18 protein-coding genes are annotated in these 20,566 nt (G+C 60.5%); 8 read left to right on the forward strand and 10 right to left on the reverse strand.

Annotated features, from left to right (window positions below; all coding sequences use genetic code 11):
• Window positions 1-169: 169 nt before the first annotated feature.
• From NW849_RS01200 to purH, 4 genes are all read left to right on the forward strand, one after another.
• Window positions 170-1,711: a hypothetical protein gene (locus NW849_RS01200; RefSeq protein ID WP_414355567.1), complete on the forward strand. Its 1,542-nt coding sequence runs from the start codon at window positions 170-172 to the stop codon at window positions 1,709-1,711.
• 136 nt (window positions 1,712-1,847) lie between these two features.
• Complete coding sequence (cysE, locus tag NW849_RS01205; protein WP_414331426.1) at window positions 1,848-2,639, forward strand: serine O-acetyltransferase; 792 nt, start codon at window positions 1,848-1,850, stop codon at window positions 2,637-2,639.
• A gap of 168 nt (window positions 2,640-2,807) precedes the next feature.
• Window positions 2,808-3,284 (forward strand): hypothetical protein, encoded by a 477-nt coding sequence (locus NW849_RS01210; protein WP_414355568.1) that lies wholly within the window; start codon window positions 2,808-2,810, stop codon window positions 3,282-3,284.
• Between the two features lie 227 nt (window positions 3,285-3,511).
• Window positions 3,512-5,245, forward strand: a complete 1,734-nt coding sequence (gene purH, locus NW849_RS01215; protein WP_414355569.1) for a bifunctional phosphoribosylaminoimidazolecarboxamide formyltransferase/IMP cyclohydrolase — start codon at window positions 3,512-3,514, stop codon at window positions 5,243-5,245.
• A gap of 66 nt (window positions 5,246-5,311) precedes the next feature.
• Here purH and NW849_RS01220 read toward each other — a convergent pair whose 3' ends face one another.
• The 4 genes from NW849_RS01220 to NW849_RS01235 form a co-directional block, all read right to left on the reverse strand.
• Window positions 5,312-6,043, reverse strand: a complete 732-nt coding sequence (locus NW849_RS01220) for a transporter substrate-binding domain-containing protein (protein ID WP_414355570.1) — start codon at window positions 6,041-6,043, stop codon at window positions 5,312-5,314.
• 79 nt (window positions 6,044-6,122) lie between these two features.
• Window positions 6,123-6,479 (reverse strand): 50S ribosomal protein L20, encoded by a 357-nt coding sequence (rplT, locus tag NW849_RS01225; protein WP_011434388.1) that lies wholly within the window; start codon window positions 6,477-6,479, stop codon window positions 6,123-6,125.
• 133 nt (window positions 6,480-6,612) lie between these two features.
• Window positions 6,613-6,813, reverse strand: a complete 201-nt coding sequence (rpmI, locus tag NW849_RS01230) for a 50S ribosomal protein L35 (protein WP_011434387.1) — start codon at window positions 6,811-6,813, stop codon at window positions 6,613-6,615.
• A 128-nt stretch (window positions 6,814-6,941) separates the two neighbouring features.
• Window positions 6,942-8,174, reverse strand: a complete 1,233-nt coding sequence (locus NW849_RS01235; RefSeq protein WP_414355571.1) for a class I SAM-dependent methyltransferase — start codon at window positions 8,172-8,174, stop codon at window positions 6,942-6,944.
• Window positions 8,175-8,255: 81 nt separating this feature from the next.
• On the opposite strand from NW849_RS01235, the gene glcD reads away from it, so the two are divergent.
• Together glcD and NW849_RS01245 are read left to right on the forward strand one after the other, a co-directional pair.
• Window positions 8,256-9,767 carry a glycolate oxidase subunit GlcD gene (glcD, locus tag NW849_RS01240; RefSeq protein ID WP_414355572.1) on the forward strand — a complete coding sequence of 504 codons (1,512 nt, stop codon included), beginning with the start codon at window positions 8,256-8,258 and terminating at the stop codon, window positions 9,765-9,767.
• A gap of 283 nt (window positions 9,768-10,050) precedes the next feature.
• Window positions 10,051-10,938, forward strand: a complete 888-nt coding sequence (locus NW849_RS01245; RefSeq protein ID WP_414355573.1) for a hypothetical protein — start codon at window positions 10,051-10,053, stop codon at window positions 10,936-10,938.
• A gap of 13 nt (window positions 10,939-10,951) precedes the next feature.
• Here NW849_RS01245 and NW849_RS01250 read toward each other — a convergent pair whose 3' ends face one another.
• The 4 genes from NW849_RS01250 to NW849_RS01265 form a co-directional block, all read right to left on the reverse strand.
• Window positions 10,952-12,178 (reverse strand): DUF3326 domain-containing protein, encoded by a 1,227-nt coding sequence (locus tag NW849_RS01250; RefSeq protein WP_414355574.1) that lies wholly within the window; start codon window positions 12,176-12,178, stop codon window positions 10,952-10,954.
• A gap of 86 nt (window positions 12,179-12,264) precedes the next feature.
• Window positions 12,265-13,824 carry a protoporphyrinogen oxidase gene (gene hemG / locus NW849_RS01255; protein WP_414355575.1) on the reverse strand — a complete coding sequence of 520 codons (1,560 nt, stop codon included), beginning with the start codon at window positions 13,822-13,824 and terminating at the stop codon, window positions 12,265-12,267.
• A gap of 118 nt (window positions 13,825-13,942) precedes the next feature.
• Entirely contained in the window at window positions 13,943-15,331 is a 1,389-nt protein-coding gene (locus NW849_RS01260; protein WP_414355576.1) for a homoserine dehydrogenase, read from the reverse strand.
• A gap of 218 nt (window positions 15,332-15,549) precedes the next feature.
• Window positions 15,550-16,365 carry a GvpL/GvpF family gas vesicle protein gene (locus tag NW849_RS01265; RefSeq protein ID WP_414355577.1) on the reverse strand — a complete coding sequence of 272 codons (816 nt, stop codon included), beginning with the start codon at window positions 16,363-16,365 and terminating at the stop codon, window positions 15,550-15,552.
• 233 nt (window positions 16,366-16,598) lie between these two features.
• On the opposite strand from NW849_RS01265, the gene NW849_RS01270 reads away from it, so the two are divergent.
• Entirely contained in the window at window positions 16,599-17,216 is a 618-nt protein-coding gene (locus NW849_RS01270) for a DUF3318 domain-containing protein (RefSeq protein ID WP_414355578.1), read from the forward strand.
• On the opposite strand, the gene surE is transcribed toward NW849_RS01270, so the two are convergent.
• A complete protein-coding gene (surE, locus tag NW849_RS01275) occupies window positions 17,148-17,930 on the reverse strand; it encodes a 5'/3'-nucleotidase SurE (RefSeq protein WP_414330243.1) in 783 nt (260 codons plus the stop codon). The genes NW849_RS01270 and surE overlap by 69 nt on opposite strands.
• Before the next feature lie 174 nt (window positions 17,931-18,104).
• Here surE and gap point away from each other — a divergent pair, with 174 nt between their 5' ends.
• Window positions 18,105-19,121 carry a type I glyceraldehyde-3-phosphate dehydrogenase gene (gene gap, locus NW849_RS01280; RefSeq protein WP_414355579.1) on the forward strand — a complete coding sequence of 339 codons (1,017 nt, stop codon included), beginning with the start codon at window positions 18,105-18,107 and terminating at the stop codon, window positions 19,119-19,121.
• A gap of 59 nt (window positions 19,122-19,180) precedes the next feature.
• On the opposite strand, the gene NW849_RS01285 is transcribed toward gap, so the two are convergent.
• Window positions 19,181-20,467 carry an AmpG family muropeptide MFS transporter gene (locus tag NW849_RS01285; protein ID WP_414355580.1) on the reverse strand — a complete coding sequence of 429 codons (1,287 nt, stop codon included), beginning with the start codon at window positions 20,465-20,467 and terminating at the stop codon, window positions 19,181-19,183.
• Window positions 20,468-20,566 lie beyond the last annotated feature (99 nt).

Genomic DNA, 20,566 nt, shown 5'->3' on the forward strand with positions numbered 1-20,566 from the left:
GCCTCTCGCATGGCCAGATGCCTCTCTGAAGAACGCCTTGCCCCTCAGCCGACGCTGGGGCTGCCTCTTTGGGAAGGGATCCCGACAAATCTCCGGACTGGCAGGAATCGGCCCAGGGCCATGGGCAAACGGTAGAATGAGACGATTAATTGCAGGATCCCAGCCTCCGATGGCCCCACTGAGCAGCGGTGAGCCTCCCTATGACATTCTTATTCTCTCAAACGGCCCTGGAGAGCTGACCACCTGGGTGCGTCCGGTGGTGATGGAATTGCGCCAGCAACTGCCTCAGGCACGCCTCTCCCTGGTGCTGTCCCCCTGCCCCCATGCTTCCGGGCAAGAGATGAAGATAGCGCAAGCGTTCGTCGACGTGGATCGGGTGCAGGATCCCGATTTTTTTCTGGCTTTTTTGCTTACTGGCCAAACCGAAGAAGCCTGGAATTGGGCCAAGCGAGGGGTGGTGCTGTTTCTGGGGGGGGATCAGTTTTTTGCCGTCTGGATTGCTCGCCGCTTGCGCTATCGGCTGGTGGTCTATGCTGAGCATCAACCCCGTTGGCGGCCTTGGGTACATGCTTTCGCCGTGCGAACCGAGGCAATCAAACGCCGCTACGATGGCGGACGGCTGCTGGGCCACCCTTGGGCCCACAAAATGCACGTTGTCGGGGATTTGATGGCGGATGGCGTAGCCAGCGCTGTCTATTTGCCGGGGGTGCCCCTTTCCGGCTGGCTTGGCAGCAGATCTCCTGCCGCTGCCTCCAAACCCACGGCAGGCTTTTCTTCCCCAACCCAAGCCTTTGGCCTGCTCCAAGATGCATCTCCCAGCTCCATCGGCGAGGGGGAGCCTGTAAGAACTGCGCCAGAGAGAGTGGGGAACCGCTTCACCGATCGCGTAAGCGGGCCGGAGGCCTTTCGCGTAAGCGGGCCGGAGGCCTTTGAAGAATTGCTACCGCGCGGCTGGCAGCGTCTGAGCGATGAGAACCGCACCCACTATCAGGTGGGGCTGCTCCCAGGCTCCAAGCCAGCCAAGCTCTCCTTGGGGGTGCCATTGGTGTTGGCTGTGGCCGATGAGCTGCGACAGATGCTGCCGAATGTCCGCTTTGTGATCCCGGTGGCCCCAGGACAAACCCCCCAGTCGTTGGCAGCCTATGCTCATCCCAGGCTCAATCCCGATATGGCTTTGATCTATGGCACCTCAGCCATTCTGGAGCAGACCAATCTGGGATCCCAGTTTGTTACCCCCTTTGGCAGCACGGTGCAATTGTGGACAAGCTTCCCTGCCTATTCTGTGCTGGCCAACTGTGATCTCTGTCTGACCACCATTGGCGCCAACACCGCCGAGCTGGCCTATTTGGGGGTGCCGATGGTTGTGGTGATCCCTACCAACAAGCTGGAGGCAATGCGCGCCTGGGATGGGATTCTTGGCCTGTTGACCCGCCTTCCAGGCTTGGGCACTTGGCTGGCCCGCGCCGTCAACAGAATTGCTCTGCGTTGGCTAGGTCACTTGGCTTGGCCGAACATCTGGGCGGGGCGAGAGGTGGTGCCAGAGTTGCGGGGCCATTTGCGCCCGGTGGCCGTGGCCGAGCAAATGCGAGTTCTGTTGGAAGATCCCCAGCGCCGTCAGCAAATGCAGACAGAACTGCAGCGGCTGGGGGGAAGGCCGGGAGCCGCGCAAGCCATTGGAGAACTGGTGGCTCAGCAGTTGAGTAAAGGCTAGGGCAGAAGGCAATTTGCTTGAGCTCGACCCAGTGGAGAGTTGCGCGAGGAGCTCCCTTGGCGCGATTGGAGATCTCTCCTTGCTGCCGGCAAAAAGTGCTAAAAGGGGAGTGGAGGTTCCTAAACGGAGACCATTCATGCTGACGGAGGCCGAGCAGTCGGCGGTGGAAAGCCCCAAAACGGGGGAGGGCAATTCTCTCCCTGCTGGCAAGCCGGAGCCAAAACTGGGGTTCTGGCAGCAATTTTGGGAGGATGTTGATTGTGTCTTCGATCGGGATCCGGCAGCACGCAATCGCTGGGAGGTCATCTTCACTTATCCCGGTGTGCATGCTCTGTTTTTGCACCGCATCGCCCACTGGCTGTGGAAACGGCGCTGGTTTTTCCTAGCGCGGCTGCTCAGCTTCTTGGCTCGTTCTTTCACATTGATTGAAATCCACCCGGCAGCCAAGATTGGGCGGCGCTTTTTCATTGACCACGGCTGTGGGGTGGTGATCGGTGAGACGGCAGAAATTGGCGATGATGTTACCCTCTACCACGGGGTCACCTTGGGGGGTACCTCTTGGAACAAGGGCAAACGTCATCCCACCCTGGAAAATGGGGTGATTGTCGGCACGGGGGCAAAGATTCTGGGGCCGGTTCGCATTGGGGAAAAAGCTCGTATCGGAGCCAACGCGGTCGTGATTCAGGATGTAGCTCCCGGCATGACGGTGGTTGGGATCCCAGGCCGTGCGGTCATCCCGCCCCATCAGCGCCGCATCCCCGCCCATGGCATTGACCTGGATCACCATCTCATGCCTGACCCAGTGGGACGGGCTATCGAACAGTTGCTGCACCGTATCCAAGATCTGGAAGCCCAGGTGGCCCGCCTTAACCGGGAACGGGAACAGGTCCGGCAGGATCAGGTGAGAGGCGAAGCAGAATATTCCTGATCCGTCCTGCTGATGCGAACGTTCGACTGCTTCGTTTATGGGTGATGGCGGTAGCTGTAGGGTTATCTGTTAGTGCTTGATCTAAAATGGTTCGGAAGTTGTCTGTTAAAATCATCACGGTTTAGGCAATGTGTAGAGTTATCTAGTGAAACAGTGGGTTGATTGAGCATGAGCCTGGAAACTATTGCTTTGATAGGGGTATTAACGCTACTGACAGCAAGTTTAGGGACTGACTTTTTCTGGGTTGTTGTAGTTAAACAAGCTTTTCAGCGCATCAGCGACCAATCTCTTCTGGAGGTAATGGGTAATATTCACTTACAATCTGCCAAGTTTATGCCCGTTGTTTTTCTGGCTATGCTTGCCTGTGCCGTTATTTTGAATGTAGTTTCAAGTTCTCGCTCAGAGCCGTATTTGTTGAGAATCGGGTTAATCAGTTTGGCTGTGTATTTCGCATTGGTTTTCATTGGTTCTGTTCCGATAAATAACACTATCGTATCGATGTTGAACGGTGCTGGATCGCAATTCACCATTCGAGAATTACAGGGTAGATGGGATATGCTACTTTGGTTCCGTTTATTCAGTATTTTGGTCTCTTACTGGTCATTTCTTCACTACGCATTGAATCCAAAGGTGAAGTCTTTTTAGTCAACTAAACCGAAAAGTTAGAGACAGCGCGCAGTCGAACAATTCGGTTGCAGCGGACGGTTGGGAGATATTGGTGGGGGGCAAAGGTTACTTGTCGCCGCTGAACCGAGCCGATCTGAAGATTTGTCTGAACCAGGTGGCTGGACAAGAGGGTCCAGCTTTCGGGGTATGCTGTGAGAGCGCTGGCCAGCTTTTTCCTCTGAATCTCTATTGGGTAACGCCGTCCGATGTCCCTTGTTGCTCCGCAACCCTGTCGCGAACAGGATTCTGTACCGTTGGCTTTGTTGAGTGTATCCGACAAAACCGGACTGATCCCGCTGGCCCAGTCCCTCGTGCAAGAGCATGGCTTTCAACTGCTCAGCAGTGGGGGAACCGCCAAGGCGCTCTCAGAAGCTGGGATCCCGGTCACCCCTGTCTCTGCCCACACTGGCGCGCCGGAAATCTTGGGGGGAAGGGTGAAGACGCTGCACCCCCGCATCCACGGCGGCATTTTGGCCCGCCTGGAATGCAGCGAAGACCGGGCAGACCTAGAGGCGCTGGGGATCCCTCCCATCCAACTGGTGGTGGTCAACTTCTACCCTTTTGAACAGACAGTGGCCCAGGCAGGAGTGTCTCTGGAGGAAGCTTTTGAGCAGATCGATATCGGCGGGCCCACTTTGGCGCGGGCGGCAGCCAAAAATTATCCCCACGTCACGGTGCTGACGGATCCCAGCCAGTACCCCCAGTATTTGCAACTGCTCTCCGGGGCCTATGGGGAAACAGAGCGGCTGGCGTTTCGCTTCCAGTGTGCTCGTCGGGCCTTTGAGCAGGTACTGGCCTACGACCGCGCCATCGTCACCTACCTGGCTCGCCTGGAGCTAGCAGGTCCCTCCCAGTCCTCCGCAGCTGCCGCTGAAGACAGGTTTCAACTGCAAGGGATCCTGTGGCAACGCCTGCGCTACGGGGAAAATCCCCATCAAGCTGCCACTTGGTATGTGACGGATCCGGCTGCCCCCGGCTGGCAGCGGGCTAAGCAGTTGCAGGGGAAGGAGCTGAGCTACAACAACCTGCTGGATCTGGAGGCGGCCCGTGCCCTGGCGGCAGAGTTAACCTTGTTACTCCGCAATGCTGATGCGACGCGGCCCACTGACGGGAAGGGCTCTGTGTCTTCTGGCTCTGCTCGGAGGGAGTTCTTGCAACCTGAACAAGCGGTGGCGGTGGTGGTTAAGCACAACAACCCCTGCGGGGTGGCCATTCGCCCATCGCCGGCTGCCGCCCTCGAGGCTGCCCTGGCTGCTGATCCAGTTTCGGCCTTTGGGGGCATCGTCGCCCTCAACCAACCCTTGGACGCAGAGACCGCCCGACGGCTGGTGGAGCCTTTTTTGGAGTGTGTGGTGGCTCCCGATTGCACTCCAGAAGCGGCTGAGCTACTGTCAGTCAAAAAGAACTTGCGGGTCTTGATCTTGCCGGACTTGTGTGTGGGGCCTGCCCAAACAATCCGCACCCTGGCCGGGGGCTTTCTGGTGCAGGATGCCGACTCACCTGTTGTGCCGCAACGCTGTCGCGACCAGGGACTGACGCAAACCGACAGCCCCCCCTCTTGGCAAGTGGTCACCCAACGCCAGCCCACCCCCGCAGAATGGGCAGATCTGGAATTTGCCTGGATAGTCTGCAAACATGTGAAATCCAACGCCATTGTCGTCGCCAAGCAGAGGCAGACGCTCGGCGTCGGAGCCGGACAAATGAATCGGGTGGGAGCAGCGGAGATCGCTCTCCAGCAGGCGGGATCCCAAGCAGCAGGAGCTGTTTTGGCCAGCGATGGCTTCTTCCCCTTTGCCGACAGCGTGGAGATGGCTGCCCAAGCAGGGATCCGCGCCATCATCCAGCCGGGGGGGAGCATCCGCGATGCCGATTCCATTGCTGCTGCCAACGCTGCCGGTATTGCCATGGTTTGCACCGGCATACGTCACTTTCTGCACTGAGCCCGCCTTTCTGCTCAAGAGAGAAATCTTCCCAAGAGAGACAAAGAGTAGGGAGTATCCTCAACTTTAGGGCAACCCCCAGGCTCTGGCCCGCTCTGCCAGCCAGCCCTCAGCCCGCAAATTCTCCAGTTCTCGGCGCACCCGCAGCCGCAATTCGGCGTGCTGCAGCCCCTTGGGCATGGCAATGCCCAGCCCCACCGTTGCCAAGGGGGATCCCAGAAATTGAAACTGTTGCTCCGCAGCGCTTTCGCGACGGGGATGCTCTGCTAGCCACCCTGCCAGCACCGAGCGATCTGCTGCCCACGCCTGCACAGCTCCCTCCAAGAGCAGTTCTGCTCCTGCCTGATAGGAGTCAACCGGCACCAACTCCACCCTTGGCAGGTATCGATTCAGCAGGGGAATGGCGCTGGAGCCGCGCAAGACCGCAACGCGACCGCCCCGCAAGTCCGACCAGCTTTCCCAGTTGTGGGAACGAGCCACAACCAAGCTGGGGCCATCCTGATAGTAAGCAGAAGTGAACTCCACCTGGCGCGCCCGATCCGGGGTAATGCCGATCTGAGCAATGGCCAAATCCACCTGGCCGTCAGCCAGCACCTGCAGCCGCTCTACATTCGAGACCGGCACCAACTCCACAGCCTCTGCCGAGTCCAACAGCCGGGATCCCAGCTCACAAGCCAGCTCGATCTCAAACCCCTGCAGATCCCCTTGGGGAGTGCGAAACCCCAGCGGCCTCAAGTTGTCTTTTACGGCAACGCGCAGCCGTCCAGAATCCACAATCTCCGGCCAAGGACGAGCCACAGTAGGGATCCCTCTCCCCAGGCAGGCGAGGGCCAGAATGGCTGCCAGGAAGGACTTCTGGATAGCCGTCGGAACCTCCTCAGGAGGCGCGAGACTGGCGCGCTGCCTCCACCACCTGGGTAAAGGCCTCTGGATCCAGGAAAGCCAAGCGGGCCAACATTTTGCGGTTGAGCTGGATATTGGCTTTTTTGAGACCATCGATGAACTCGTGGTAACGCAGGCCCTGGGCACGGGTGGCCGCGTTGATGCGGGTAATCCATAGGCGACGAAAATCCCGCTTCTTGCGACGGCGATCCCGGTAGGCGCTGCGCAAAGCCTTCATCACCTGCTGGTTGGCGGTGCGGAACAGCTTTGAACCAGCTCCCCGAAAGCCTTTGGCCAGCTTGAGGATCTTTTTGCGGCGCTTGCGGGCGACATTGCCCCGTTTGACTCTCATGGCAGTAACTCAATAGGAACTTGAACAAACTCAAACTGAAGGGTAGAAGCACTCCGTCCTGCTAACGGGATCGGAACTGCTGTCGCCAATGCCAGCCCCTGAAATCTTCTTGCCGGCGCGAGCAGGATCCCGGCTAGTGGGTGTTGGGCAACATCAGGCGCACATTGACCACATCCCGCTTGTCCACCAGGGCCACACCGGCCAATTTGCGTTTGCGCTTGCTGGTTTTGTGCTCCAGCAAGTGGTTGTGCCCGGCCCTGCGACGCATAAACTTGCCGCTGCCGGTCAGGCGGAAGCGCTTGGCTGCTGCCTTGCGGGTTTTGATTTTGGGCATGATGGTAACCCCAGAATACGCGGGGCCAGAGCTAAAGGTCACAGCCTTCTAGCATAAGCCATAGAAGAACAAGAGGGCAAATGCCAAGGTTCGTCCCGCTGAGGCAAGGGAAAGGGGTCGAGAAACTCTCAAGAGACCGAGTTTTGCGGCTCCAGCAGCAGCACTTGCCAGCGCAGCAGGCGTTGCAGTTGCTCGAAGCTCAGGGGGCACTCTAGGCCAGCCTGGATCTCTTGGACGGTGCGGATCCCGTCCACCTGTTGGAGAAAGGCGAAGGCTTCTTCGCTCAGGGAGATGGCTTCGTAAGCATAGTTGAAAATGCTCCGCCCCGGCCACAGGCCCAGACAGGGGCTGAGGTGGGCAATGGCTGATGCTACACTTTCCGGGCTTGTCCATTCCCAGCGGCGGATGGGGGGCTTACCGAGAAACAGCTCGTAGTGGGCCACCACCGGATCCAGCAGCTCGATCAAGCGATAGCGTTCCGGTTCCGGCAGCTGAGCCGCCTGAGCCAGCAGGGCCTCGTCCTGGCCCAACACCCGTTCCAGCCGCCAAAACTCCGGGTTGGAAAAGCGCAGAAACTGCAGTCCGGAAGCCCGGATTAATTCAAACAGAGTCTCGATGGTGTAGTCCACTTCCTGGGGGTGCAGGTACATATCGGCGAAGCATTCGTCGTCCACGTTCTCGATGGCCCAGCGGGCCCGTTCTTGCTGCTGGATGCGGTTGGTTTCCGGCAAGATCTCGAAAAGGCGGCGGCCCACCTGGAGACCCCTCTGCAATTGCTCCGCCGAGGCGAGGGTCTGGTGTTCAGAACCCGTTACCAGCAGGCGGATGGCCTTTTGCATGAGGCGGATTTCGTGGCGGCCCAGCTCGCCGTATACAAACAGGTGCAAGAGCCCGCCGGGAGCCAATTTGCCGGCCAAAGCCTGCAGCCCCGCTAGCGGATCGGGCAGGTGGTGGAGCACGCCCACGCAGTTGATGAAGTCAAACTGCCCCGGCAGCTGGTCGATGTCGTAGACGTTGAGCTGGCGAAACTGCACCGGCGGTGCCTGGGAAGCTCGACAACGGGCCTCGGCAATCTCCAGGGCGCGGCTGCTCAGATCAAAGGCCCAAATTTCTGCGTTGGGGTTTTGGTGGGCAATGTATTCTGTTCCCACTCCCGAGCCACAGCCGGCATCCAGAATGCGCACCCTGCGCCGACCCGGATGGGATCCCGTACAAAAGGCATGGGCCTGGGGCCAGCTCCAGCGCCAATTCCACCCTGGCGGGGGAACAGTGCCGATGGGCTGCGGGGGGAAGGGGTAGAGCTCGTAGAGCTGCCGCACTTGGTTGAGCACTTGTTCGGCGCTGGGGGAGTTGGGCTGCATGGGCTATCTGTTGGCTGGCTCGGTTACCAGCAAGACTATAGTGACAATATCCCTCCTAAAGCTCCTGCTGGGCCCACTGTCATGAAAGTGCTCCGCACCGCTAGCGCGAACGCTTCTGCTCATCCTCTACAGACCGGCCTCACCTTCGACTGGATCAGGCTGACGGCTGAGCTCAAAAAAATTCTGGATCCCCAGCGGGTGATCAGCAAGCCGGAGGAGCTGCTGGTTTACGAATGCGATGGGCTGGTCAGCTACCGGCAAAGGCCGGCGCTGGTGGTGCTGCCCCGCACAACAGAAGAGGTGGCGCAGGTGGTGAAGCTGTGCAGCCGCTACGGGGTGCCTTTTGTGGCGCGGGGATCCGGTACGGGCCTCTCAGGGGGAGCCCTGCCGGTGGAAAATAGCGTCGTCATTGCCACCACCCTGATGAAGCAAATCCTGGAAATCGACCTGGACAACCGCTGCATGGTGGTGCAGCCGGGCGTTATTAACACTTGGATTACCCAGGCCGTGGCCGCCCAAGGCTACTTTTATGCGCCGGATCCCTCTAGCCAGTCGGTTTGCTCCATCGGCGGCAATGTGGCGGAGAACTCCGGCGGTGTTCACTGCCTCAAGTACGGCGTAACAGCCAATCACATTCTCGGCCTGACGGTGGTGCTGCCGGATGGGGAGGTGGTGTGCTGGGGGGGTAAGCTCCCGGAGATGCCCGGCTACGACTGGGTGGGGCTGTTTGTGGGATCCGAGGGCACCCTGGGCATTGCCACCGAGATTACCCTGCGCTTGGTCAAGGCCCCGGCTCAGGTTCAGGTTTTGCTGGCGGATTTTGACAGCGTAGAAGCGGCGGGAGCCACCGTCTCCGACATCATCGCTGCCGGGATCATCCCCGCCGGCCTGGAGATCATGGATAACTTCAGCATCAATGCCGTGGAAGATGTGGTTCAGTTGGGCTACTACCCGCGGGATGCGGCGGCCATTTTGTTGGTGGAGGTGGATGGGCTAGAGCTGGAGGTGGAGGAAGCCGGCCAACAGGTGAGGGCGCTGTGCTTCAAAAATGGGGCGCGACAGGTGCAAGTCGCATCCGACCCAGAAGAGCGGGCGCGGGTGTGGAAAGGACGTAAGGCAGCGTTTGCGGCCATGGGCAAGCTCAGCCCCAACTACTATGTTCAGGATGGGGTGATCCCCCGCAGCCAGCTAGCCTTTGTCTTGAAGGAAATCGAGCGCCTCAGCCGTGAGTACGGTTATCCGGTGGCCAATGTGTTTCACGCTGGCGACGGCAATCTGCACCCCTTGATCCTCTACGACGAGTCGGTGCCGGGATCCCTGGAGCAGGTGGAGAAACTGGGGGGCGAAATCCTCAAGCTCTGCGTGCGCTTGGGGGGCAGCATCTCCGGCGAACATGGCATCGGGGCAGACAAACGCTGCTACATGCCGGAAATGTTTACGCCTGCGGATCTGGAGAGCATGCAATGGGTGCGGCAGGTGCTTGATCCCCAGCACATCGCCAACCCCGGCAAGATCTTTCCCACCCCCCGCACTTGTGGTGAGTCAGCTCACGCCCACAGCCGACCGGAATGGCAAGAGATCCCAGTCTTTTGATTTTGAACGTGATATGCAGTCGTTTCAGGCTAGAGTGAGACGCCTGGGCTACTGCTCGCGCCAGCGGGACGGAGTCCTATCGCGCCAGCGGGACGGAGTCCTATCGCGCCAGCGGGACGGAGCGAGACAGAACTTTTCTACTCCTGCTGCTCGCAGCCTCGTCGCGACAGCGTTAGCGTTGCCCTACCGTAGGCACAGCAACAACTCCGGCAGAGGCAGGACAGAGTAGGATGCTACCTTGGCAAAGATTCTTTGGAGAGCAAGGATGAGGCAGCAGAGAGGAATGGCTCAGCACAAGAGGTGGGCGGTGGGCCTGCTGGCAATCTGGGTTTGGCTGAGCTGGGGGGTGGGGGCCTGGTCTGCTCCCCTTTGTCGGGATCCCCTCTTGCTGCGGCAGATCTTGGCAGCTCTGGGCCGCCCGGAGGTGAAGGTAGAGGAGGTGGCCCTTTTTGATTCGGATCAGTGCCTTGTCCAACTGGTGCTGGATCGTCAGGGGTTGAGCGGATCCCTGCCGCCCGAAATAGGCCAATTTCGCCGGTTGCGAGCCTTGTCCCTCAGCCACAACCAACTTTCCGGCCCCATTCCGCCCGAGCTGGGGCAACTCGGCCAGTTGGAAAACCTGTTTCTCGATTACAACGAATTCTCCGGCTCCATTCCAGCCGAGCTGGGGCAGTTGCGAAACCTGCGCGGCCTGTTTTTGGATCACAACCAGCTCTCTGGGCCTATTCCCCCCCAACTGGGGCAACTGCACCATCTGGAAAACCTCATCCTGCAAAACAACCGCCTCAGCAGCACCCTTCCCGGCCAACTGGGCCAGATGAGCTCTCTCAAGGGCCTGTTTTTGGATCGCAATCAGCTCTCTGGGCCTATCCCCCCTCAACTGGGGCAACTGCACCATCTGGAAAACCTCTACTTGTCGGACAATCGCCTCAGCGGATCCCTGCCCCCCGAACTGGCCCAACTGAGTCAGTTGCGGGATCTGCGCTTGGCACGTAACCAGTTCACGGGAGAATTGCCGACCTTTTTGGCAGAACTGCCCCGACTGGAGCGGCTGCACATCGAGGGAAACCCCGGCCTCTGCTTGCCGGCTGCCCTATCCGAGTGGTTTGCCGGCCTAAACCCAGCGGATCCCCTGCCGGCTCCCATCTGCTCATGGACTCCGTCCCGCTAACGCGACCGGTAGCCTACTGGGACTCCGTCCCGCTATCGCGAAAGGACTCTGTCCCACTATTGTGCTCTGCACCGCTGTCACGAACGCAACAGCGTCGCGTAGCAATAACGGCGCAAGTGTGGGATCCCAGCTTGTCCCGGGTGGAGGAGGAGAGCCGTAGCGACGACCAGGCCACTCCTGCTCGGTGGGCCACCACCACTCCAACCGCCTCCAGATAGGAGGTTACCGACACATGAGGGATCCCCAACTGGCGGGGGTGCACCTGCATCACGGTGGTGTTTTCCTCGACGGCAATGAAAAGCGGAGGACGGGCAAGGACTCCGTCCGTTCGCGTCAGCGGCGGAGCATTGTGGTGGGGTTGCGACAGCATTGCGGAGCCATAACGGCTGGCCAGGTGCAGCAAGCCAGGCCCCCCAAAGGCAGTGGCCGGGGCGATGACGCTGTCCACCTGCTCTGCTGTCAGGTCACCCGGTTGGACGGGATCCCCGCTCTTGACAAATTGGGGAGCATAGCTGAGGCCCACCAAAACCGAAGGCAGGAAGGTAAACCCCACCTCTTCTGCGGCAGCGCGGGGGTGAACCGGCTTGGGGAAAGTCTCAGGGTAGAAAGCGGGGGCGTGGGCACAAGGGATCCGCAACTCCCGCACCACCAGGTGGCTGATCAGGGCTTCGACGCCGGCCAAGGGATCCACCCCCATTCCTTGCTCGTATTGGCTGAAGTCCAAGTCATCCGGAAAGCGGGCCACCACAGCAATGGCTTCTGCCCCCAGGCGAACCAGCTCCTGGGCAGTCTCCAAGAGAGCATCGGGCCGGGCTAGGGATCCCTGGCTGGCCCCGGAGGGGGAGAAGCTGACGGAAACGCCCAAGGGTTGGCGGGTCAAGCGCCAGGGGCCGATGTTGAGCCCCAAGGTGGCCTGAGCGGCTTGCATCACCTGCAGGTGGCGTTGTTGCAGATCAGGGGGGATCCCGGCATCCAGCACTACCCCAACACAGTTTTGGCGCACTGGCCGCAAATTCCACACTCCCGCACAGAACTGATCCAGGCCGTACCCTTCCACATACAACACATTCCCCATCGGCCAAAACAAACTGGCTCCGTTTAACACGTTGGGATGGGTGATGACCCGCTCTGCGGCTGCTGCCAGAGTGCGGGCAATGGGCAAGGCATCCCCGGCAAAGCCGCCAATGCGGGCACCAATGCCGGTGGGGATGAGCAGGAGGCTGGTGTAGGGGTGGCTCATAGTGCTCCGCACCACTGTCGTGAAAGTGCTCCGCACCACCATCGTGTTCGCGAAAGCGTCGCGTAGCGATAAAGTGCCCTGCACCGCTAACGCCGGACAGACAGGATCTGCTGGGCTAGGGCCTCGGCCCGCCGCACACAATCTCCCAAGGCCACGCCATCCAGGTAGTTGGCGCACACCCACACCCCTGGGGTTTGGTCGGCCAGGCTGGCCTGCAATTGGGCAATCCGCTGCCGATGGCCAAGCGTGTATTGCGGGATAGCTTGGGGCCACAGGCGCTCTCCCAGGCGGATGGGCTCGACAGGGCGGGTGAGCAGGATCTGGCTGAGTTCTGCATGTACGATTTGGGCCCGCTCGTCGGGGGAGAGAGCTGTGATGGGCGGGATCCCTTTCTGACAGGCAAAAGCCGCGTCGGTGGCCCCCCCAATGAAGCTGACCAGGCAGTGATAGCCCTGAGGAGCCCGCTCTGGAAAGAGGGAGGAGGCCCAGATGGTGCCCAGGGTGCGCAGGCCCTGAGAGCGAGGGATCAGATGGCCAAACCCTCGCAGCGGCTGGGGAAGGGCTTCTTCTGGATAGGCCAAAGCCACCACCGCCACAGGGGGGTAGGGAATTTCGGCCAGCAGCCGACTGGCTTGGGGGTTGAGATCCTGCAGGAGGGTGGCAGCGGCGTAGGCAGGGAGGGTGAGCACCACCTGTTGAGCCACCACCCAGTGGATTTCTTCTGGGGCGTTGTGCTCCGCGCCGCTGTGGTGTATGGCAAAGCCCACCCGGTAGCCGGTTTCATCCCGCTTGAGATGCACAGCCCGCCAGCCCAGCCGCAGCGCACTGCCCAGTTTCTGGGCAATCGCCTCAGGTAGCTGCTGCAACCCCTGCCGCAGGTTACCCAGTTGGCCCCGCCTAGGAGGAGGCTGGATGGGGGAGTTGGCGCTGTCCTGGTGACGGGTTCGCGGGAGCGTCGCGTAGCGATAACGGCTGCGCAAAGCCTGCACAGCACCGGCAAATAGGCTGCCGTAGCGTTCTTCCAAGCCGGCAATGCGGGGGAAGGCTGCCAAGGCGCTGAGCTGATCCGGATCCCCGGCATACACCCCTGAGGTAAAAGGTTCGACCAGCCGTTCCACCACCTCGGATCCCAGTTGCCGCTGGAAGAATTGCCGCACCGTTTCCTCTTTGCCCGGCGGTGGCGCGACAAACCCCAACAACCCACGTAAGGCCCGCAACTTGCCGCCCACGCTCAACAGCCGCGAGCCAATTGCCGCAGAAGGGCTCAGGGGCACCGGCAGCAGCTCTTTTTCCCAGTAGATGTAGCGGGGCAACTGGGCATCGGCCAGCACCAGTTGAGAGGACTCCGTCCCGCTGTCTCGACCGGCCAAGCCCACCTCGGCGATCAGGTTGAGCAAAGGGAGGGTGGGAGTGAAGCTGTTGGGGCCCTCTTCCCAGCGATAGCCGCCTCCGGATTGGGTGGAGATACAGCCCCCCACGCGGGAGCTGGCCTCGGCCAGGAGCACCGGCTGGGTGGAGTCATCCCTGGAGGATAGGCCCTGTTGCAGTCGCAAGGCTAACGTTAGGCCGCTGATGCCCGCCCCGACCACCACCACCTCGGCCTGCGAGGGCTGCGTCCCGCTAAAGTGCTCAACAGAAGAGTTCATCTTTTGGGTTCCAACGGGGTTTTCAATCCTCAAGAGTCAAACAATTATGCTCTGAGCCGCTCCCCGTCCCACCAGCGCGTTCGCGTCAGCGGTGCGGAGCATTTTGGATCTATAGCAGCTAGCGCAGCACCCGAAATAGGCTGGGGATCCCGGCCACCTGGGGCAGTTGTTGGATCTCGGCCAGCGCCTGTCGGCAATCGGCCTCGCGGACGGTGTGGGTGAGGATGACGATCTCCGCCTGCTCTTGGTGACATTCCTTTTGGGTAATGCTCTCCAGGCTAACCCGGTGGCGGCCAAAGCAGGTGCCAATCGCCCCCATCACCCCCGGCTGATCCTGGGCCAATACCCGCACGTAAAACTCCGACTCCAATTCCGAGAGAGGGATCAAAGAGGCGGCAGCAGGAAAGCAGGGGAATCCCCACAGCGGATTGGGGGTATGAGCCCCCGTTTGCCGGTGGGCAATCAGGGTCAGCAGATCGCCGACAACGGCGCTGGCAGTCGGCCCCCGCCCCGCCCCCGGCCCCGACAGCACCACCTGACCCAAGGGATCCCCCTGCACCAAAACGGCATTGTCCACGCCGTTGATGTTGGCCAAGGGGTGGGTAGAGGGCAGAAGGGTGGGGTGAACTCGGATGTCCAAGGCCATCGTGTTGCTCCGCAACGCTGTCGCGACCGCCCCTTCCCCGTCATCCAAGGGCTCCGCCCCGCTAGCGCGAACAGGATGGGCCCTTGCTGCTCCGCAATGCTGACGCAACTGGGCGATGGCCAAGAGCTTGAAGGTGTAGCCCCACTCGCGGGCATAGCGAATGTCGGTGGGGCTGATGCCGCGGATCCCTTCGCAGGGGATGGCTTCCCGCTTCACAGACACCCCGAAAGCAAGGCTGGCCAAAATGGCGATCTTGTCGGCGGCATCCCAACCTTCCACATCGGCGCTGGGATCCGCTTCGGCGTAGCCGTGGGCCTGGGCCAGGGCCAGGGCTTCCTCAAATGAGCTGGCCGCCTGGGTCATCTGGCTGAGGATGAAGTTGGTGGTGCCGTTCACAATGCCCCAGACCGCCTGGATGTGGCTGGCCTGCAGGGACTGTTGCAAGGGCTGCAGAATGGGGATCCCGCCCCCAACTGCCGCTTCCAAGAGCACCGAGACTTTGGCTTGGGCTGCCGCCTGAAAGATCTCCTCCCCGTGGCGGGCGATCACCGCTTTGTTGGCTGTGATCACCGGTTTGCCGTGGTCAAGGGCTTTTAAGATCAAGGTGCGGGCCGGCTCCAAGCCCCCCATCAGCTCGATGACCACGTCGATTTCCGGATCCGACACGATTTGCTCCAGATTGGTGGTCAGGCGCTCAGGCGGGATCCGCACTTGCCGTGGCTTGTCCAAAGAGCGCACCCCCACCGCCGCAATCTCAACCGACTGCAAGAGAGGATGCCGGGGTTGCTGCAGAATTTGCACAACACCCGTGCCAACCGTGCCCAGCCCCAATAGCCCAACTCGTTCGCGGTAGCGGCGCATAGCGCTTTAGACCACAACTCTTCCTTTTGCCTGCTGTTCCCGTTAGCGGGACGGAGTCCTTTGCCCTGTGAGGGCTCCGCCTCGCCAATGCAAACAGGAAGCGGACGGGATCCCCTCACCATTATCACGCTTGGATCCACGCTCTGCTAACGCGACCATGATCCGCATGCAGAGCACTTTGTTCGCGCTAGCGGGACGGCGTCCTTAGTTGGGATCTATCACCTGTCGGCCAGGGGATCCCGCAGGGCACGGACAAAGTGATAAGGGGGCAAAGGGGCGCTCCAATCCAGTTGCCAATGGGGGTGCTGAGCCAGCCAGGTTTGGGTGAGCTGAAGGGCGGCTTCCCACTCGGCAGGAGTGAGCAAAAAGTAGAGCCGCAAGGCCTCTCCCGGTTGGGGATCCACCCTTTGCACAGGCCAGGTGGAAGGCCAAAGCTGCTGTAGGGCTTGCTGCTCCTGCTCTTGCTGCTCTTGGGCTTGTCGTTGCTGGAGATAAGCTTGCTTGCGGGCCAAAAGATAGGCTGTTCCGCTCAGGGAGGACTGTGGCTCCGGTTGGGGCTGAGGTCGAACCCTTCCTTTGAGACAATACTCGGCCCGCCCCCCAATGGCTGCCAGGGCTTGTTCGTATTCCGCTTGCCGGGACAGCAGGTGGGATCCCAGCTTTTCTGCTGAGAGGAAGCAGGTGCCGAAGCGCAGGGGCAGCACCGGCATCTGGGCGAACAGTCGGCAGATCACCTGGTCGTGGCGCAGGGCAGAGCGCACCAACACCTCATCCGAGACTTGCAGCGACTCTGGATCCTGCATCGGCTCCACAGCAGCGGCAATTCGGCTGCCTGTCGGGGAGAACACCTGCACCGACCGATGGATCCCCTCGGTTTGCCGGATGAAGGGCAAAAGCTCTGGCGCTGGCTGCAGGAAGAAGGCGTACGTGTAAAGGGGGCTAAAGGATTCCGTCCCGCTACCGCGAACGGCACTCTGCTCATTCCCGTCAGCAGTACGGAGCACTTGGGGTTCTGGCTGAGCTGGGAAAGTCATGGCCTCAGATTTGAGACAGATAGGCTCGCCTTCCCAGTCTACGCAACCTAGGATTGGGATCTAAGGACTCCGTCCCGCTACCGCGAACAGAAACCCATGGAGTTCTACGGCCAGCCTGGAGATGCGATAGACTAACCTCGCATTGGTTCTACACAGGGCTGTGGTGTCGGGGGCCGGAACAGCGCCCGTGTTCAGGCGGGCTCCCCGCCTCAATGCCCCTAACAGGTGAGGCCATGAACAGCCGCCCAGATTTCAAATCCTTTGAAAAAGAAGAAACCGAACGGCTGCGAGATCTACTCCCCGCTTCCTTCCGACCCTTGATCAGCGTCGTTCCCCACTTCGGGGGTGAAGCCCTGCTCATCTCCCGCCGCAAAGCCCCTTGGCAGCCCCAGGGCACCATCGCCATCGATTTTCGCCGTTGGCAAGGGATCCCTCAGCCACAGCGGGATCTGTTGTTTCTGCGGGAGGTGGGCTGGCTGGACAATCGCAACTGGCTGCAGCCGGGGTTTTACCAGTCGCTGGCCTTGTTCGGGGGCATCACCACCGTGGCGGAGCTCTCTTTGCAGCACCCCTTTTCCGCTCTGTTGGCAGGTGGCATTACGGCTCTCTCCGTCCGGCAGATCTGGCAAAACCTGAACCGGGAGAGCGCCCATTTCGACGCCGATGAATTTGCCCTGCGCCGTGCTCAGTTTCGCGGCTACACCCGACAGGAGGCCGCTCAACACCTGGCAGATGCCATAGAACAGGTTCTGAAGCTGGATCCCACCGATATCCTGACGGCGCTACGGCTGCAACGGCTGAGAACCATTGCCCGCAACCTGGCTTCTACCCCCCCCAGCGGAAACGCCTGAGGCCAGTTGCACTTGGGTGATGGCCACCCGACCGGAGAAGCAGATGTCGGTATCGGTTTGGGGATCCCGAGCGCGCTCCGCATAGCGGCCCTGATAGCGAAACCACAGCGACTCTGCCCCATTTCCCTCGGCTTCCACCGCATAATCGAGCGGCAGGGGTTGGGTGCAGAGGGGACAATAGACCCGCTCCGGCAGAGGGGATCCGGCGGGCAAGTGGGGCAGGTTCACATTCCAAAACGCCCCCCTGGGCAGGGGTTGTTCCATCAGCTCCGCCAAGATTTCCCGCGTCCACCGCTGGGCCTGCTCCCAGTCGATGGGTTGGCCCCCTGCTCGGTATTGGGAAATGGCAATTCCCGGGATCCCGCGCATCGCCGCTTCCCGTACCGCTGCCACCGTTCCCGACAGGTACACATCCGATCCGAGGTTTCCCCCTTCGTTGATACCGGAAAGCACCCAATCCACCGCTGGGGCCAGCTTGAATAGGGCCACCCGCACACAGTCGGCAGGGGATCCCTCGACGGCAAAGGTGCGCTCGCCGCGGGCCAAGGCCCGAAAAGGTCGCCCCGTTGTCACCTGGTGGCTGCAGCCGGAAATCGGTTGGTGGGGGGCCACAATCCAACAGTGTTCTTCCGGGATGAGGGCGCTGAGGGCCAACTTGAGATTGGCCAGCCCGGCAGCCTCGATGCCGTCATCGTTGGTCAGCAATACCTTCATTCCTACTTTTCCCTTCTGCCGGCAACTTCTTGGGTGAGTCCCAGTGGCAAATCTGGAGATCTTGGGTGCAAAAGCGATGTGGATCCCGTTCTTCTTCTACCCTATCCATAGGGGGTAGCGTCTCCCATGCCGCGTCCCTCGACCCACGGTATGAACTGACACTGGAGGATTGCGATGACCACACGGGTAGCCATCAACGGATTTGGTCGCATTGGGCGGGCCTTCTTGCGGGTGCTGCTGTCTCAGCCAGCTCGGGAGCTGGAGGTGGTAGCAGTCAATGACCTGACCGAACCCGACAACTTGGCCTATCTGCTCCAGTTCGACTCGGCCTATGGGCGCCTTCCCCAAACCGTGAGCGCGGTGGACGGGCATCTGCAAATCGGCAACCACCTGAAAGTCCGGGTTTTGGCAGAGCGGGATCCGGCGCAACTGCCCTGGAAAGATCTAGGGGTTGACCTGGTGGTGGAATCAACCGGCTTGTTCACCAAACGAGAGGGGGCGGCCAAACACCTGGAAGCCGGGGCCAAAAAGGTGATCATCTCTGCTCCCGCCAAAGGCCCCGACTTGACGGTGGTGATGGGGGTCAACGACGACCAATACGACCCGGAGCGGCATCACATCGTCTCCAATGCTTCCTGCACCACCAATTGCTTGGCGCCGCTGGCTAAGGTCTTGTTGGATCGCTTCGGCATCGAGACCGGCTTTCTCACCACTTGCCATGCCTATACCGCCACCCAGGCGATTGTGGATCGCCCGGATCCCAAAGATTACCGGCGGGGCCGCTCGGCAGCGGTGTCGATTGTGCCTTCCACCACTGGGGCTGCCACGGCAGTGGCCGAGGTTTTGCCCGCCCTGAGAGGAAAGATGGATGGCCTGGCGTTGCGGGTACCCACCCTGACGGGCTCGATCGTGGACTTTGTGGTGCGTACCGAGCAGCCCATCACCAGAGAAGCCGTCAACCAAGCCTTTGTCGAGGCTGCAGAAGGCCCGATGCGCGGCATCCTGGCCATTGCTCCACCGGAGATCGTCTCGGCGGATATCGTCGGGGATCCCCACTCTTCCATTGTGGATTTGGGATCCACCATGACCTTAGGGGATCGCACAGTAAAGGTGCTCTCCTGGTATGACAACGAGTACGGCTATGCGGCGCGGCTGGTGGATCTGGCGGCCAAAATCGGGGCTGCGCTGTAGGCGGCCATCCTTGTTGCGTTCAAGGCAAGGCTATTAGAACCGGATTTGCGGTGGGGCAGTTACGGTTCAGATGCGGTTGTGGCCGGGGTTGCAGGCGATGAAGGGGGGCCGAGCCACAGCAGGATCACCATTGCCGGAGCGGCTGTCATCGCCGTGATCAGATAAAACAAAGGCCAATTGACCGCAGCCGCCAAATAGCCTGACACAGCCCCGGCCAAGGTTCCCCCCACGGCAAACACACTGGTGAGCAAAGCATACTGAGTGGCACTAAATTGCCGGTCGCAGAGGCTCATCAAAAAAGCCAGAAAAGCAGCCGTGCCCATGCCCCCGGCCATGTTGTCGAAAATGGTTGCCCCCACCAGCAGCGGATAGTTTTGCCCCACCAACCCAATCGCTCCCAGGCCCAAATTGCCGATCCCTTGCAATGCCGCGAAGATGAACAGGCAGCGGTAGGTGCCGATGCGGCTGACCCACTCCCCCCCCACAAAAGCCCCCGCCAAGGTGGCCAACAAGCCTATCCAACTGCGGATAATGCCCAGATCGCTGGTGCTAAATCCCGTCTGCAACAAAAATGTAGGGGTCATTTGCCCTGCCAAGCTGTCCGGCAACTTGAAGCAGACCACAAACAGCAGGATTGCCCAGGCCAGGCGATGCCGCCAGAAAGATTGAAATGGCTCGAGGATAGCCGCCCGCAAAGAGGTAGGCTTGAGGGCGCTGTTTTCCGGCTCGGGAGCCAAAAACGAGGTGACCACCCCGATTGACATCAGCAGTGCCATGATCCCGTACACCTGCCACCAGGGCAAATAGTCCGCCAAGATCAAACTCACGCCACTGCTGACCAGCAGCGCGATGCGGTAGCCGAATACAAAAATCGCTACCCCTGCCCCCATCTCCCGCTCTGCCAAGATATCGGTACGGTAGGCATCCACCGCGATGTCCTGAGAGGCGCTCAAAAAAGCCACCAGCAACCCCACCAGAAAGATCGGGCGGGTGAAAACCGTGATTCCCGGCCAAGTCTGGGCCAGCTCTTCCCATCCCAGAGCTTCCAGCCAGGTTTGGGTCGGATCCTGAAAACCCAGTAGCCCTATGCTGAGCAGCAACAGCACTTGGGTCAGGGCCATCCACCCCCGCCGCCGACTGCCCCGCAGGGATCCCGGTGCCGGCAACAGAAATCGATCCAGAACAGGCGACCACAGGAACTTGAAGGAGTAGGGCAAATTGAGCAGGTTAAACAAGCCGATGGCAATGGTGGTCAAGCCCGCTTGGGTCAGCCAAGCATTCAAGGTGGTGTTGATCAACAGCAGCGGCAAACCCGAAGAAAATCCCAACAGCAGCAGGACGCCCATCTTGGAGCTGCCGTAGACCCCCAACATCCGCCTCAAGACGCTTGTCCCTGCCTCAATCATGACCAGCCTTCCCCACCATCCTGTCCATTCTCAGGGATC

It is taken from the genome of Synechococcus sp. R55.3, assembly GCF_047461975.1.
In the GTDB taxonomy this organism is placed as follows: Bacteria; Cyanobacteriota; Cyanobacteriia; order Thermostichales; family Thermostichaceae; genus Thermostichus.

What these genes read in the sequence shown, in the direction of transcription:
- NW849_RS01250 (WP_414355574.1), bottom strand. Translation starts at nt 12,178, where the DNA reads ATGAGCCACCCCTACACCAGCCTCCTGCTCATCCCCACCGGCATTGGT.
- NW849_RS01260 (WP_414355576.1), bottom strand. Translation starts at nt 15,331, where the DNA reads ATGCGCCGCTACCGCGAACGAGTTGGGCTATTGGGGCTGGGCACGGTT.
- NW849_RS01245 (WP_414355573.1), top strand. Translation starts at nt 10,051, where the DNA reads ATGGCTCAGCACAAGAGGTGGGCGGTGGGCCTGCTGGCAATCTGGGTT.
- NW849_RS01265 (WP_414355577.1), bottom strand. Translation starts at nt 16,365, where the DNA reads ATGACTTTCCCAGCTCAGCCAGAACCCCAAGTGCTCCGTACTGCTGAC.
- NW849_RS01200 (WP_414355567.1), top strand. Translation starts at nt 170, where the DNA reads ATGGCCCCACTGAGCAGCGGTGAGCCTCCCTATGACATTCTTATTCTC.
- rplT (WP_011434388.1), bottom strand. Translation starts at nt 6,479, where the DNA reads ATGAGAGTCAAACGGGGCAATGTCGCCCGCAAGCGCCGCAAAAAGATC.
- cysE (WP_414331426.1), top strand. Translation starts at nt 1,848, where the DNA reads ATGCTGACGGAGGCCGAGCAGTCGGCGGTGGAAAGCCCCAAAACGGGG.
- gap (WP_414355579.1), top strand. Translation starts at nt 18,105, where the DNA reads ATGACCACACGGGTAGCCATCAACGGATTTGGTCGCATTGGGCGGGCC.
- NW849_RS01285 (WP_414355580.1), bottom strand. Translation starts at nt 20,467, where the DNA reads ATGGGCGTCCTGCTGCTGTTGGGATTTTCTTCGGGTTTGCCGCTGCTG.
- purH (WP_414355569.1), top strand. Translation starts at nt 3,512, where the DNA reads ATGTCCCTTGTTGCTCCGCAACCCTGTCGCGAACAGGATTCTGTACCG.
- hemG (WP_414355575.1), bottom strand. Translation starts at nt 13,824, where the DNA reads ATGAACTCTTCTGTTGAGCACTTTAGCGGGACGCAGCCCTCGCAGGCC.
- rpmI (WP_011434387.1), bottom strand. Translation starts at nt 6,813, where the DNA reads ATGCCCAAAATCAAAACCCGCAAGGCAGCAGCCAAGCGCTTCCGCCTG.
- NW849_RS01235 (WP_414355571.1), bottom strand. Translation starts at nt 8,174, where the DNA reads ATGCAGCCCAACTCCCCCAGCGCCGAACAAGTGCTCAACCAAGTGCGG.
- glcD (WP_414355572.1), top strand. Translation starts at nt 8,256, where the DNA reads ATGAAAGTGCTCCGCACCGCTAGCGCGAACGCTTCTGCTCATCCTCTA.
- surE (WP_414330243.1), bottom strand. Translation starts at nt 17,930, where the DNA reads ATGAAGGTATTGCTGACCAACGATGACGGCATCGAGGCTGCCGGGCTG.
- NW849_RS01270 (WP_414355578.1), top strand. Translation starts at nt 16,599, where the DNA reads ATGAACAGCCGCCCAGATTTCAAATCCTTTGAAAAAGAAGAAACCGAA.
- NW849_RS01210 (WP_414355568.1), top strand. Translation starts at nt 2,808, where the DNA reads ATGAGCCTGGAAACTATTGCTTTGATAGGGGTATTAACGCTACTGACA.